This window comes from Candidatus Eremiobacteraceae bacterium, assembly GCA_036511855.1.
Lineage (GTDB): Bacteria > Vulcanimicrobiota > Vulcanimicrobiia > Eremiobacterales > Eremiobacteraceae > JABCYQ01.
In genome coordinates, this window is sequence record DATCBN010000098.1 from 1 (window position 1) to 14,564 (window position 14,564).

Consider the following 14,564-nt stretch of genomic DNA (forward strand, 5'->3'; position numbering starts at 1 on the left):
TCGACGCGATGAAGGGCGAGATGCTCGAAGTGCTGCGACGCTATTTGGAGATCGACGAGCGCGGCATGGATGTTCATTTTGAAAATGCCGAGCGCCAGTTCGCGTTGCTGGCGACCATTCCGGTGCGCGAAGTACGGACGCACGACGCGATCGCCCTCGCGCGGCTGCCCGCGGCGCAACCGGCCGGCGTGCTCGAAAACGGGCGGGCGAATTCCGATCCGGTGGATCCCTCGGGCTCGTCCGAACCGATTCGTCCGCCCCAGCGCCGCCGCCGCCGGAGACGCCCGCGAGCCGCAAGTCCGGCCGCGCCGCAGCCCGAGTTGCCTTCCGACCAGATTGAGGGGTCGCCGCCGCCGCCCGGATAAGAGTCGGACATGCTCGAGCGTCCATGGTACCAGTCGCTCAACTACGTGATGGCTGCCGTGGCGATCGCGCTTGCGGCTATGGGCCTGATGGTGATCAAAAGCGCGACGCTGCACGCCAGCGACGCGCGCACCGATTTCGATCACCAAGTGGCTTACCTCATTGTCGGCGTGATCGCGATGGCGGCGATGACGTTCACCGACTATCATCTGTGGCAACGCTTCGCGTGGCCGGTCTACGCAGCGAATCTCCTGATGTTGGCAGCCGTTCTCGCGGCCGGCCACTCCGCGCTCGGCGCACAGCGGTGGATCAGTATTGGTCCGGTCATCTTCCAGCCGTCCGAACCGGCGAAGCTGTTCACAACGTTGTCGGTCGCCGCGGCGCTCGGCAATCCTAAGCGTTCGTACGACCGGTTTCAAGACTACCTCATCCCGATCGTCGCGCTGGCGGTTCCCGTGCTGCTCGTGCTTGCCCAGCCCGATCTCGGCACGGCGCTCGTCCTCGTCGCGATCTTCACCGCGATGCTGTTCTTCGCGCTGCCGAAGGCGCGCTATTTCGCGGTCTATGCCGGCGTGCTTGCGGGTTTGGGTACGCTCGCCGTGACCACGCCATATCTTTTGCACGGCTACCAGCGCGCGAGGCTGCTCGTCTTTCTCAATCCGCAAAACGACCCTCAAGGCGCGGGCTGGTCGCTCATCCAGTCGAAGATCGCGATCGGGTCCGGCATGATGTTCGGCAAAGGTCTATTCAACGGCACGCAGACGCAACTTGGTTTCGTACCCGAACACGCCACGGATTTCATCTTCACGGTGATCGGCGAGGAGTGGGGCTTCATCGGAGCTCTTGCGCTGCTCGTTCTGTACGCCGTCTTGCTGGCGATGGGATTGCTTTCGCTCGCGTCCGCGCGCGACCGCTACGGCGTGCTCGTCGCCGCGGGTATTACCGCGATGTTCACGTTTCACATCTTGATCAACATCGGCATGACGGTCGGGATCATGCCGATCACAGGCATTCCGCTTCCATTTATCTCGTATGGCGGATCGAGCTTGATCACGTGTCTGATGGCCGTCGGCGTGCTGCTCAACATCCATCTACAACGCGATAAGATCTCGTTCGACGACGCATGACCCACGCGGCCGAAGACCGCCGCCTCGTCTATTCGACCGACGGCGGCAGCGTAGTCCCGGAGAAGACGCCTTCACCCCGGAAAACGTCAACCAACTCCGGCATTCCGGACGACGGCGTCGTGCGCGTTTTCCGCGAGAAGCGGCGCGGCAGTTCGGTGACCGTGGTGACCGGACTGAAGGAAGCGGAGCTCCAATCGGTGGGATCGGATCTGAGGCGCCGCTGCGCGACCGGCGGCACCGCGAAGAACGGCATCGTGGAACTGCAGGGCGACAAACGCGACGCGGTGATCGCGTATTTCAAGGCGCTAGGGCGCCGTGTGAAGATCGCCGGGTGACCGTACTAGGGCAAGTATCGATTGCCCTAGTTTTTTTTACGATGGGCAAGCGATGCTTGCCCTAGTACGGCTTGCCTAGTACGGCTGGCCCTAGTACGGCTTAGGCTCCGGCGGCTGCTTTCGCGGCGGTCATCGCCGCTTCGTAGTCCGGCTCGGATGTCGCGTCGGGGACCAGCTGAACGTAGCGAACGATACCATCGCCGCCGATGATGATGATCGCACGTGTGAGCAAGCCTTTTTCTTTGGCGCGCACGCCAAAAGCATAGCCGAAAGAATGATCGCGGTAGTCGGACAGCATGCCGATATTCTGCACGGTCTCCGCGACGCACCATCGCTTTTGCGCGAACGGCAGATCCATGCTGACCGCATACGTCTTGAGCTTGTCCGCGGGAATCTCGTCAACGCGCTTGCTGAACTTCCCGGTCTCGAGGGAGCAAAGGCCGGTGTCCAGCGACGGTACGACAAGGAACATCACTGCACGCTTACCTCCGTCGAGCGCATCGTTCAGCGTGACTTCCGAGAGATCGCCGCCCGAGAGCTGGAAATCCGGCGCCTTATCGCCTGCCGCCACTGCCCGGCCTTGAAGTGTGATGGGGTTGCCCTTCCAGGTGACGACGCCGGTGCGCTCAGGCGCTAGATCGATTGGCATGGGTTGTTCCTTTCACGACTGCTTTGAATGGCGCGCGTTTCGAGCCGTCCTACGCTCGTACCGCTCTCAACGCGTCGAAAAGGCCAATCCGTCCCTCCTGGAGAACCATCAGGGCGAACCGGACTACGAGCCGGAGGCCCGTACCACGAACCGCTCGCGCGTTGCATTCACGGCGAAGACGTCGTCCAACAGTTTTCGAGCACGACGCCGCCACCGAGAAGAGTTTCTTCCCAAGATTTCACAGGTTCCGCAACGCCCCGTCTCGCGCCGTACGCTCCCGCTCCGAAGCCCGCAATAGGGCATGCCGGTTCCACGCGACGCCTTAGCTTGCGCCTGCCATACGGGCGAGCAGAGGCGAGGCTTATGCGTGCATACCGTCGCTAGAGGGCACGACGCCGATCCTACAACCGACACGATCGCCACGATCACCTGAGAACCAGACCGATCACGCAATCGCCTTCCGCTTTCGCCGTTACACCGGCTCCTCTGAGCCGGGGTCGCGGCGTCTTTATTTCAGGTAAAAGGTAGAATGATTTGAAAACCGAGTTGCTCATCTCGTGCGACGATTGGGAGAACCGCGTCGCCGTCCTCGAAGAGGGATCGTTGGCCGAGATCTACTTCGAACGTGAAGAGAAAGTCATCGGCTCCATCTATAAAGGCCGCGTCGAGAACGTCCTGCCCGGAATGGGCGCAAGTTTCGTCAACATCGGGCTCGGCCGCAACGCGTTTCTGTACGTCGACGACGTCATGCGCGATCCCATCAATATCGGCGAGACGGAGATCACCGACCGCCGCAAGGGACACACCGTCAACGAACTGCTCCATCCCGCAGACGAGATTCTCGTCCAGATCGTCAAGGAGCCGCGCGGCCTAAAAGGAGCGCGCGTCTCCACCAACATCTCACTGCCAGGGCGCTACCTCGTGCTGATGCCGACCGGCCGCTATTCAGGCGTCTCGTCGAAGATCGAGGACGAGCGCGAGCGCGATCGCCTCAAACAGATCATGCGCGATGTCCGGCCCGACGGCATGGCCACGATCGTGCGCACCGCCGCGCGCGGCGTGAGCAAAGCGGAGCTGATCGCCGATCTCGGCGTACAATTGCGCCTCTGGCACGGCATCCTCGAATCGTTCAAACGCGAGACTGCGCCGGCGCTGCTGCACAAGGATCTAAACCTCGTCTTCAAGGCGGTCCGCGACTTCATGACGAGCGACGTCGAGCAAGTCGTCATCGATTCGAAGGAACAATTCGACGAGATCCGCCAGACGCTCTCGCTGCTCGGACCGCAATATTTGAGCCGGCTGAAACTATTCGAAGGGCCGGGCAACCTTTTCGAGTCGCGCGGCATCGATGACGAGCTGCAGAAACTGCTCAAACCGAAGATCATGCTGCCGTCGGGCGGCCATCTCGTGCTCGAACATACCGAAGCACTCACGGTGGTCGACGTCAATACCGGAAAGTTCACCGGTGGACGCAATCTCGAAGATACGCTGGTCCGCACGAACATCGAAGCCGCTGCGGAAATCGCGCGGCAGGTGCGGTTGCGCGACATCGGCGGCATCATCGTCGTCGACTTCATCGACATGGCGCAGGAGCGCAGCCGCCAGCAAGTCATCGACACGCTCTCCGACGCGCTGCGGCGAGATCGCACGCGCAGCACAATCCAATCGTTCTCCAACCTCGGGTTATTGGAATTCACACGCAAGCGCGTGGGCAAGGATCTCGGCGGTCAACTGCGATCGGATTGTCCGTATTGCACGGGTCTCGGCACGGTGATGTCGAGCGAATCGCTCGCCATCAAATTGCTGCGCGACATCCGGCAGCGCGCGCGCAACGGAGAACGCGACAGAAAACTCGACGTCGTCATCGACCCGTCGGTCGGCACGCAGTTGATGGGCTGGTACCGCGAAGAATTCGAAAAACTCGGAAAAGCCAGCACCTTCGACTTGCAGATGTTCGTCGAGCCCCAGCGCCATCGCGAAAATGTCTTGCTTGAAAACGGTCACCGTACCCGCAAACCGCTCACGGTCGGCCGCGAAGTCGAGACCGAGTTGCTGTCCGTCCGCATGCCCGACCCGTCGTCCGGCGTTGCCGCGGTGGACGGGAATCTGATCGAAGTCAAGGACGCCGCGAACGGCGTCGGACAGACCGTCAAGATCAAGATCACCGCGATGGCCGGCAACCTCGCCAGCGGCGAACTGGCCGAACCCCTCCAGACTGCGCAGCGCCGCCGTCGCCGGGGTCGCGGCCACGGAAAAAGCGCCGTGGAGACCGAGGCGCCGATCGCGCCGCCGGTGCCCGCGCAGCGCGATCGCGACGTCCACGAAGAACCGGCAGCACGCGCCCCGCGCCGTGCCGTGCCGTTCGGCATGGACACCGACGAGGAAGAAGATTACACGCTTCGCGGCGGCCGACAGGCCGGCGGAGCAGTCGGCAGCGGCCGCGACGAGCGCCCCGCCGCAACGGGCACGCGAGACGACCGGCCGGCCGCAGGCCGCGGCGACGGACGGAAGCGCCCGGACGGACGGCGCGACGAACCGAAACGCGAAGATGGTCGCGGTGGTCGAGGCGGTCGAGGCGGCAGTCGCGACCGGGATCGCGATGCCGACAGGCCGCAACCGCTGATCGTCGGCGGTGAAGGCGACATCGACTACGAGGATAGCGATGATGACGCGGTGGTCGTGGTGCCGGCTGCCCGCAGCCAGCGTCCGGTCACTGCTTCAGTCGCGAGCGATCGCGGCTCGGCGCCCGCGCGCGGGCGAGAGCGTGAACGAGATCACGACCGTGAGCCGGTGCGCGATCGTGCGCCGGCACGAGATCGCGACTCTGTCCGAGATCGTGAACCACTGCGCGGCCGGGAATCGTCGAGGAGCCGCGAGCCGGTCCGCGACCGCGAGCCGATTCGAGATCGCGAGCCGATCCGAGATCGCGAGCCGATCCGTAGCCGTGAACCCGTCCGTGAGCGCGAGCCTGTTCGCGGCCGTGAACCCGTCCGTGAGCGCGAGCCTGTTCGCGGCCGCGAACCATTGCGCGACCGCGAGCCTGTTCGCGGCCGAGAACCATTGAGCGACCGCGAGCCTGTTCGCAGCCGAGAATCATCGAGCGACCGCGAGCCTGTTCGCGGCCGAGAACCATTGCGTGACCGCGAATCCGTACGTGACCGCGAACCGATTCGTGACCGCGATCCGGTCCGTGACCGCGAACCCGCACGAGGGCGCGAACCGGTACGTGACCGCGAACCCGTGCGGGGACGCGAGCCGTTGCGCGACCGCGAACCTCTCAGAGGTCGCGAACCGCTTGACGCGCGAGATGTCGATCCCGACGTGGACGCCGATGACCGTACCGACGGCGACGCACCGCGTCGGCGGCGGCGCCGCGGCGGTCGCGGACGTTCTCTCGGCGCAGCGCCGTTGGGCGTCGATCGCGACGCGCTCGACGTGGCCGATGCGGACGTCGAGATCGTCGACGCACCGCGGGCGCGAACGATCCAAACCGATCCCGACCGATTCCGCAGCGAGTCTCGACCTGTGCGCGGACGTGGCGAGCGACTCGATGTCGATCGTGTGGAACGCCCAGCCCGCAGCGATCGCGCGGACCGGCCGGAAAAAATCGGCACACATATCGATGGCGTCGATGCTGACGACCGCGACGAGCGCCCCGAAACCCGACGACGTCATAAGTTCACCGGTCCGATCCAGCAGCTCTACGGCGCGCCCGTCACGATAGACCCTGACGATGACGAACCGCCGCGCGCGGAGCGGACGCGACCCGCCGAACGAGAGCGGCCGGTCGATCGCGGCCGTGCCGATCGGCCGGAGCGCGTGCGCCGCGAGCCGCCCGCACGAACTGGGCCGATAGATCGGACCGAACCGCCGTCGCGCGTTGAAGCGCGAGAGCGGATTCCAATCCGGGACTTTGTCGACGTCGACGACGTCCCCGGACCGCTCGTTCGTGAGCCGCGCGGGCCGATCGGCGGACGCGGACGAGGCTCAAGACCCGGTGCGGCGTCGTTCGATCGACCTGTTCGAGAACCGGACGTTCTGCCTGGCGACTACGCCGATCTCGACGAGCCTGTGGACGATCTCGATATCGTCATCGCGCCGGACGCGCCGGCCATCGTCGACGTCGAGTTCAAACCGGACCTATTGCCTCGACGCAGACCGGCACATGACGACGCGCGTCACCGTCCCCACGACGAAGGCCGCGACGGAGCACCAATCGGCGAGCAAGTCGAGCGCCCCGAGCGCCCGCATCGCGCGGAGCGACCGGAGCGCGCCGAAACCGGCGAACCGTCACGCGGCAGAGGCCGAGATCGAGGACCGCGCGAGGTGAAGCCGCCGCGCGTCGGGCCATCGGTGAAGCAGCTCTATCCGCCAGCGGATATGGAAGACACGCCAAGACCGCCAGGCTCTCCCAAGGCGCCGCCCTTTGATTCGCGCCGCACGCCTCGCGGACCGATGATGCGCAAGCCCGGCGAGCCGCCGCCGCCGAAAGGAAAGGTCCGGCAGTTATATCCCGCGCCCGAAGGAGCAGATCTGGCGGCGCCGCCGCTGGACGACGTTCCCGTCAATGGCAGGCATGAAGGCGAAGACGTCGTTTTCGCACCGCCGGCACTCGAATTAGGGATCGAGGAGAGCGCGGCCGAGCGCGTCGACGCTGCCGCGGGTTCGATATTCGTGAGCGATGCCGACGAACTTGAAGATCGGCGACGGCGCGCGCGCGAACGCGCCGAAGAGCGCCGCCGGATCGAACCCACCGATGAGCCGGACGCGCCGGCTCCCAAGACGCCGTGGGATATCTCCGGGGAGGACAACTTCTAACACCGCGATGGCCCACATCCTCACGTACAACGGGAAGACGCCGAAGATCGGACGCGGCGTCTTCCTCGCTCCTAACGCCACGCTTATCGGCGACGTCGACATCGGCGACGGGGCAAGCGTGTGGTTCGGCGCGGTGCTCCGCGCTGACGAAGCTGGGATCCGCATCGGCGCTCGCACGTCCGTGCAAGATAACGCCGTGATTCACGTCTACAAAGACCACGACACGGTTGTGGAAGAAGACGTGACCATCGGGCACGGCGCGATACTAGAAGCGTGCCACATCGGCCGCGGCGCATTGATCGGCATGAATGCGGTGGTCCTCAATCGAGCTACGGTCGGAGAGCGTGCGTTGATCGCGGCCGGGACGGTGGTGCTCGAAGATCAGGAGATACCGGACGATGTGCTGGCTGCCGGAGCGCCTGCCAAGGTCAAGAAAAAACTTGAAGGCAGCTCACGCACGTGGTCGCAGGTTTCGACGGCGGCATACGTTCGGCTCACGGCCGAATATCTGGCGCAAGACCTGGACAAGCGATTATAACAATATGTAGGATGGCCATTGTACTAGGGCCATTGTACTAGGGCAAGCATCGCTTGCCCAAAAAATGGGTGAGCGATGCTCACCCTAGTACAGGAAATTCACCCTCCTACAGGCGCGCGGCGGCGACGAGCACGTAGAGCGCGGACGTCGCAATGGCCGCGGGCACGCCGCCGGCGCCGTAGGCGAAAACGATCGCGGCAAAGCCGACCGACCGCGTCCGCTGCGTGACGATGGTTGCCGCGATCGCCGCGACGAAGACGGCAGCATCGGAATATAGATTGCCGTTGAAGAACGACATCGTGAACACGAGTGCGCCCGCGAAAATGCCGGGCGCCGATCGTCCCAACATCGTCGTCACTGCGCCGGCCGCCCCGCCCCACGCCAGCATCGCGCCCGCGAAGACGAGGCAGCCCACAAGTGTGGCGTCGACGGTCGACGTCGCGAATAATCCGTGCTCGCGATTTCCGGCGCCGCCGATCGCAAGCGCAACGCACGCCAGCACGCCGAACAACACGCCGCCGCGGGCGCGCGGCGAAAGCGACAAGCACAAATCGTCGGTAAAGCGCGCGTCCTTGCGTCGCATCACGCCGACGAGCGAACCGGCAGCCGCGAGCGCCCACAACAAGTACGTCCGCGCCGGATCTACAAGTCCGACGATGCCTTGATGAGCCGCGACGAACGCGATCGCCATGAAGAACACGGCCTGCGCGCCGCGCTGCGACATCGGACCAGGCGGTGCGGCGGCCGCGCGGGCCGTGCGGCCGGGCTCAGAGGAAGCGGCCCTACGTTTTTTCTTGGGCATCCAAGATCCGTTCGACCTCGCGCAGGTCCTCGAGGCGGTCGACATTGACCGCGAGTTCCGGCTCGTCGCACGCGATGCCGCGGCAGCGGCAAGACGTGATGACGTCTGCGCGCCGCTCCGCATCCGCGATGCCGAGCATGCCGAACACATAACGGAACAGCAGCGCCGGTGAGAAGATCGCGGCGAGCCGGAGCGGCGACTTGCGCGCGGCCACGATGCGCCGCAGCGCGTCGGCGAGACCAACGCCCGCGCCGGCGCGGATCGCCGAAACGCCGCCGCCGCAAAACGTTCCTTCCCGCAGACGTACCCACGTATGACGAACGCCGGGATAGCGAGCCTCATGAGGTTCGCGCCGGACAAAACCATAGGCGACGTCGCACGGCGCCGCCATAACCCGCGCGGTGAACGCGTCGACGTCCGACGGGCGAACGAGCGGGATGTCGGTGGCGACGATCAACACGAGTCGATCTTCCGGCAACCCGGCGAGACCAGCCAGCATGCTTTCGATCAATCCGGCGCCGGGAGTCAGCACCTCGTCGCATAGATCGGCGCCGCGCGAACCGAACGCTGCGTCGAACGCCTCAGGTTGCGTGACGCAGCGGATGCGCCCGACCGACGACGCGCCGCGCAGCGACGACAGGACTCGTTCGAGCATCATCACGCCGCGTATCGATAAGTAGGCCTTGTTCGCGACGTCGTAACCTGCGTCGCGAAAATCGCGTTCGAGTCGACCACCGGCCAGCGCCACGGCGATCATCGGTTCATTCGCCATCGCTAAATCCCGCGGCGGCCGACCATTCGTCGCGGGCAAGCGCGATGCGCGCCAGCGCGGCCTCCGCGTCCGCGACCGACCGGAAGATTCCGGCGACCGTGGAACCGCTTCCGCACAGCATCGTCGCATCCGCACCCGCTGATCGCAGACGATCGTGCGCGCGCGCAACGTCGGGCAGGTCGCGCCGGACCATCGAATCGAAATCGTTGTGCAGGCTCTTGCAAAATTCGGCGTACATTCCCGATCGGACGTGCGCCGATAGATCGCCCGAACGGTCGCGGCGCGCGATCGATTCGGACGATCGTTGAAGATCGTCGGCGTTCGTATCGATGAGTTTGTATGCGACTTCGGTTGAGAGACCATCAGCCGGCTTGAGCAACGCCACCCCCCATGGCGGCGAAGCGATGGATAAGGGATGCACGAGATCGCCCGTCCCCGCGATTGCTTTGAACCCGGCCAACAGGCAGGCAGGGACATCGGATCCAAGCGCCGCCGCCGCCGCATTTAACTCGGCATCGGAATATTCGACCGATCCGCCTTCCCTGGAAATGCGAGCCAGCCCGATCAACGCAGCCGCAGCGTCCGCGCTGCCGCCGCCGAGTCCCGCTCGAGCTGGGATTCGCTTGCCGACCCGAATCCTCACGCCGCGAGCTTTAACCCCAAGCGCCGCGGCGGCTCGAAAGGCGAGATTATCGCGTTCCGGGATATCTAGTCCCTCACAGATGACGCCGAAATCGCCGTCATGGGGCTCGAACAAGACGTCGTCGGCTAGGGTCAAAGAAGCCGCAAGCGAGCGTAACTCATGCAGCCCGTTTGGCAAAACGGCGCCGACGTAGAGCGTCAAATTCAACTTCGCCCGTGCTTTAAGGCGAAAAGCACGGGTCCAAGCGGCCATCGTCAATCACGTTCGAATCGGCCATAAACCCGTCCTCCGCTGTCCCGCAGAAACGTGCGGACTTGCAATTCAGGCCGGAAGCGCCGATAACATAAGGACATGAGCGGCCAACTCGCCGCGCAGTCCTTATTATCCCAAAACACCTTAAAGCGAGACGATGAGTGGATAGCTTCAACGGCCGGCCGGCACAAGGCAGAGACCTCGATGGTCTTCTGCGCGAGATGGTCGCGCTTGGTGCATCCGACATGCATCTCAAAGCCGCAGTGCCGCCGATCGTGCGCGTCCACGGCGTCCTCAAACCGCTCGGCGACAAACCGATGTCGTTGCCCGAGTGCGAGAACATCATCTTCTCTTCTATGACTCATGCGCAGCAGCAAGAGTTCATGGAGACCAAGGAACTCGACTTCGCCTACGGCCTTCACGGTCACGGCCGCTTCCGCGTCAACGCGTTTTTCCAACGCGGCACCGTGAGCGCCGCCTTTAGAACCGTGCGTCTCGATATTCCCAGCATGGAAGAGCTTCGCGTTCCGGCCGTGCTGCGAGAACTGTGCGAACTGCAGGACGGCATCGTTTTGTTGACCGGCGCCACCGGCACCGGCAAGTCGACGACGCTCGCTGCGATGATCGATTACATCAACGCGACGCAACGCCGCCACATCGTCACCATCGAAGACCCGATCGAATATATCCACGTCGACAAGCAGTCCATCATCTCACAGCGCGAAGTGGGCATCGACACCGGCTCATTCACGATCGCGCTCAAGCAATCGCTGCGCCAGGATCCCGACGTCATTCTCATCGGCGAGATGCGCGATCCGGAAACGATCATCACTGCCCTCACCGCGGCCGAAACGGGTCACCTCGTCTTGTCGACGCTGCATACGCAGAACACGATCCAAGCGCTCGAGCGCATCATGGATGCGCTGCCCGAAGGCAATCGCAAACAGTTCACGGTGCAATTGTCGACGAGTCTTCGCGCCATCGTCTCTCAGCGTTTGCTCGTGCGTCTCGACGGCGGCGGCCGCGTGCCCGCAGTAGAAGTGCTCATCGCGACGCCGACGATTCGCAGTCTCATTCTCGAGGGTAAATTCGGCGACATGTATCAGTACATGGCTGCCGGCAAGTACGACGGCATGCAGACGTTCACGCAGTCGTTGCTCGATTTGTACCAAAGCGGATTGGTCACGGAAAAAGAAGCGTACTCGAAAGCGGACAAGCCCACCGAATTCCGCCTCGCCATCGAAGGTCACGTCACGAGCGGCGCCGACATGCAGGAGACCGCGGCCTGGTAGAGCGCCCGTTCGCGCGCTCGCATTCCGCTCCGTCCCGTCAAAGCGTATCGATTGTACCTATCGGGGTACTCAAAGCGACCTCCGTTGTGCTACGTTGAATACCGATCCAATTTTGGCCGGCTCCGTGCCAGGCCGATCCGCTCTAGGAGATGCCGTGAAGAACAAAGGCACTAAGAAAGTCAAACGTGGTTTGGCGCAGATGCTCAAAGGCGGCGTCATCATGGACGTCACCACGCCCGAACAGGCGATCATCGCCCAGACGGCAGGCGCCGTCGCCGTCATGGCGCTCGAACGCGTGCCCTCCGATATCCGCAAAGACGGCGGCGTCGCGCGCATGGCCGATCTTGAAGTCGTGCAACGCATCATGGATGCCGTCACCATCCCGGTGATGGCCAAAGCGCGCATCGGTCATTTCGTCGAGGCGCAAGTGCTGCAGGCGATGGGTGTCGATTTCATCGACGAAAGCGAAGTGCTCACACCGGCGGACGACGCATATCACATCGACAAACGAGACTTCACGGTGCCGTTCGTGTGCGGCTGCCGCAACCTCGGCGAAGCGTTGCGCCGGATCACCGAAGGCGCGGCGATGATCCGCACTAAGGGCGAAGCCGGTTCCGGCAACATCGTCGAAGCCATCCGTCATCTCCGGCAAGTGAACGACGACATCCGCCGGCTCGCATCGTTGCCCACCGAAGAGCTTGTCGCGATGGCCCGCGATCTTGGAGCGTCGGTCGAGATCGTGCGAGAGGTCGCCAAGGCTGGCCGGTTGCCGGTGGTGATGTTCGTCGCCGGCGGCGTCGCCACACCTGCCGACGCGGCGCTCTGCATGCAGCTCGGTGCCGAAGGAATCTTCGTCGGGTCCGGCATTTTCAAAGCGGCAGATCCGGAGAAGACCGCCCAAGCCATCGTGTCGGCCACGCACTTCTTCGATGACCCGGTCAAGATCATGGAGGCGTCGAAGTCGATCGGTGCGCCGATGGCCGGTCTCGAGATCTCGCAGATTCCAAAGGATCAATTGCTCGCCGGCCGCGGCTGGTAGCCCATTTAATTACCCCTATTTGTAGGAGGGCAAGCATCGCTCGCCCTGTAGGAGGGCAAGCATCGCTTGCCCATGGGCGAACGTAGCTACCATGGCCAAGAAGCTCACCATCGGCGTGCTCTCGCTACAGGGCGATGTTGAAGAACATCTCGCTGCGTTGCGCGCAGCCGGCGTGAAGGCGCGCGGCGTCAAGACCGCCGACGCACTCGAAAAAGTAGACGGTCTCATCGTTCCCGGTGGCGAGTCCACGACGCTCGGCATCGTATTGGATCGATTCGGCCTCACCAAACCTCTGCACGATATGGCCGCACGAAACGTGCCGATTTGGGGCACGTGCATGGGCATGATCCTGCTGGCGCGCACGGTGACCGGCTCCGTGCAGCCGACCCTCGGACTGCTGGACATCGAAGTGAAACGCAATGCGTTTGGCCGCCAAGTCGAAAGCGCCGAACAAAAGCTCGAGATAAAAGGGATCGACGGCAAGCCATTCCCCGGGATTTTCATCCGTGCGCCATGGATCGAGCGGGCCGGACGCGATGCGAAGATATTGGCAAAGGTCGACGGCAAGGGCGTGATGGTCCGTCAGAATAACGTCCTCGGAACGTCCTTCCATCCCGAACTGACATCGGATCTGCGCGTGCATCGCTATTTCATCGACATGGTACTAGCGACGCAATCCTAGTCCCAGCGGGCATTTCAAGGCAGGGGACCGCTCCGGTTCGCCCTAAATGAAGCGCGAACGGGGGTCTTTTTTAAGCATGGTGGACGTCCTTGTCCTCAACGCCACGTACGAAGCGCTGAATGTCACGTCGTTGCAGCGCGCGGTTAAGCTCGTCTTTTCGGGCAAGGCCGAGGTCCTCCACACGCACGACCGCCCGTTGCGCGCCGCCACGTTCGAAATGCGAATGCCCTCCATCATCCGCATGCTGTACTACATCCGCAGGCCGCGCCAGCAGGTCGCGCTCACGAAGAAAAATGTGCTATTGCGCGACGACTACATGTGTCAATATTGCGGGCGCAAGGGCGAGGGCCCGATGACGGTGGACCACGTCGTCCCCAAGAGCACCGGCGGGCCGTCCACGTGGGAGAACCTCGTGTGCGCCTGTCTTGCTTGCAATAATAGGAAGAACAATCGCACGCCGCAGGATGCAAACCTCCATCTGCTGCGCAAACCGCGCACTCCCAAGTACATCCCGTGGATCCAGGTGAAGCGCCACACGCTGCCTGGCGAATGGTACAAGTACCTGTTCTTGTATCACGTCTCCATCGACGAGCGCATCGAAGCGTAGCACTTCTCTGGGTCGAAACCAATTCTGTGGGGCCGACCTTTATGGTCGGCCAAAATTTTGTAGGCGGAATTGTGAGCCAACCTAGTGCTGATCCCGACGAAACAACCAACCTCCGCTCCATCGCAGTATGGTGGCGCGCGCTCGGCTGCGTTCCTCTTGGCGCTGTCGCCGGATTCATCTGCGCGATCGTCATCCTGTACATCCGCGGAACCGGACTGCAGCCCGGCCTCATGACGAACGCCGCTCTCTGGCCGTCGGTGTTTTACCTCGCTTTGACCAAAGGCGCGACCCTTGGCGCGATTTACTTACCCATCGCTTATCTGCTGTTCTTGCGCCGGGAAGAGCTATTGCCGGCACTGCTCGGCGCTTGCGTCGGGACTGTGCTCTTCGGCATCGTTGGGCTACTTGCCGGGCCGTTTGCGCCGCTCGCGCTGTCCGCGTCGCTCGGGTTTTGGTTGTCATGCCCCGCAATGTACGCGCAACGTGAGCGACGTGGCGACCAATCCTGCTGGGAGTCGTACTTCAAGTGACCGAGGTGAAACCTAGCGCCACGCAGTTCTGGCGCAATGTCCTCATAGCGATTCCGATCGGCTTCTTCGGCGGTGCGTTTTGCCGGTATCGTAATATATGAAGGAGCGACTGTCC

14 protein-coding genes are annotated in these 14,564 nt (G+C 63.3%); 10 read left to right on the forward strand and 4 right to left on the reverse strand.

Annotated elements, in window-relative coordinates; all coding sequences use genetic code 11:
* The 3 genes from VII69_12820 to VII69_12830 all read left to right on the forward strand — a co-directional run.
* Positions 1-365, forward strand: a 365-nt coding sequence (locus VII69_12820; protein ID HEY5095990.1) for a cell division topological specificity factor MinE, incomplete at its 5' end; no start/stop codon positions are given.
* A 9-nt stretch (positions 366-374) separates the two neighbouring features.
* Positions 375-1,490 carry a rod shape-determining protein RodA gene (rodA, locus tag VII69_12825; protein HEY5095991.1) on the forward strand — a complete coding sequence of 372 codons (1,116 nt, stop codon included), beginning with the start codon at positions 375-377 and terminating at the stop codon, positions 1,488-1,490.
* Positions 1,487-1,825, forward strand: coding sequence for a hypothetical protein (locus tag VII69_12830; GenBank protein ID HEY5095992.1), 339 nt, complete (start codon positions 1,487-1,489; stop codon positions 1,823-1,825). The genes rodA and VII69_12830 overlap by 4 nt, the downstream gene beginning before the upstream one ends.
* 100 nt (positions 1,826-1,925) lie before the next feature.
* Here VII69_12830 and tpx read toward each other — a convergent pair whose 3' ends face one another.
* Positions 1,926-2,474 carry a thiol peroxidase gene (tpx, locus tag VII69_12835; protein HEY5095993.1) on the reverse strand — a complete coding sequence of 183 codons (549 nt, stop codon included), beginning with the start codon at positions 2,472-2,474 and terminating at the stop codon, positions 1,926-1,928.
* A 534-nt stretch (positions 2,475-3,008) separates the two neighbouring features.
* Between tpx and VII69_12840 the strand changes: the two genes are divergently transcribed.
* Both VII69_12840 and VII69_12845 read left to right on the forward strand, forming a co-directional pair.
* A complete protein-coding gene (locus tag VII69_12840) occupies positions 3,009-7,292 on the forward strand; it encodes an Rne/Rng family ribonuclease (protein ID HEY5095994.1) in 4,284 nt (1,427 codons plus the stop codon).
* Between the two features lie 7 nt (positions 7,293-7,299).
* The gene (locus VII69_12845) at positions 7,300-7,830 is read left to right on the forward strand and encodes a gamma carbonic anhydrase family protein (protein HEY5095995.1); all 531 of its coding nucleotides are present in this window, start codon (positions 7,300-7,302) and stop codon (positions 7,828-7,830) included.
* 106 nt (positions 7,831-7,936) lie between these two features.
* On the opposite strand, the gene VII69_12850 is transcribed toward VII69_12845, so the two are convergent.
* The 3 genes from VII69_12850 to ispE are packed head-to-tail and all read right to left on the reverse strand — an operon-like array spanning position 7,937 to position 10,299.
* Positions 7,937-8,632: a hypothetical protein gene (locus VII69_12850; GenBank protein ID HEY5095996.1), complete on the reverse strand. Its 696-nt coding sequence runs from the start codon at positions 8,630-8,632 to the stop codon at positions 7,937-7,939.
* Positions 8,613-9,404: a nucleotidyltransferase family protein gene (locus tag VII69_12855; protein ID HEY5095997.1), complete on the reverse strand. Its 792-nt coding sequence runs from the start codon at positions 9,402-9,404 to the stop codon at positions 8,613-8,615. Before VII69_12855 ends, VII69_12850 begins: the two co-directional genes overlap by 20 nt.
* Positions 9,394-10,299, reverse strand: coding sequence for a 4-(cytidine 5'-diphospho)-2-C-methyl-D-erythritol kinase (gene ispE, locus VII69_12860; protein HEY5095998.1), 906 nt, complete (start codon positions 10,297-10,299; stop codon positions 9,394-9,396). Before ispE ends, VII69_12855 begins: the two co-directional genes overlap by 11 nt.
* A gap of 161 nt (positions 10,300-10,460) precedes the next feature.
* Between ispE and VII69_12865 the strand changes: the two genes are divergently transcribed.
* From VII69_12865 to VII69_12885, 5 genes are all read left to right on the forward strand, one after another.
* Positions 10,461-11,591, forward strand: coding sequence for a type IV pilus twitching motility protein PilT (locus VII69_12865; protein HEY5095999.1), 1,131 nt, complete (start codon positions 10,461-10,463; stop codon positions 11,589-11,591).
* A gap of 154 nt (positions 11,592-11,745) precedes the next feature.
* Positions 11,746-12,630 (forward strand): pyridoxal 5'-phosphate synthase lyase subunit PdxS, encoded by an 885-nt coding sequence (gene pdxS, locus VII69_12870; GenBank protein HEY5096000.1) that lies wholly within the window; start codon positions 11,746-11,748, stop codon positions 12,628-12,630.
* Positions 12,631-12,721: 91 nt separating this feature from the next.
* Positions 12,722-13,312 (forward strand): pyridoxal 5'-phosphate synthase glutaminase subunit PdxT, encoded by a 591-nt coding sequence (gene pdxT, locus VII69_12875; GenBank protein HEY5096001.1) that lies wholly within the window; start codon positions 12,722-12,724, stop codon positions 13,310-13,312.
* A gap of 46 nt (positions 13,313-13,358) precedes the next feature.
* Positions 13,359-13,919, forward strand: coding sequence for an HNH endonuclease (locus VII69_12880; protein HEY5096002.1), 561 nt, complete (start codon positions 13,359-13,361; stop codon positions 13,917-13,919).
* Between the two features lie 71 nt (positions 13,920-13,990).
* Entirely contained in the window at positions 13,991-14,449 is a 459-nt protein-coding gene (locus VII69_12885; protein ID HEY5096003.1) for a hypothetical protein, read from the forward strand.
* The last annotated feature ends 115 nt before the right edge of the window (positions 14,450-14,564 follow it).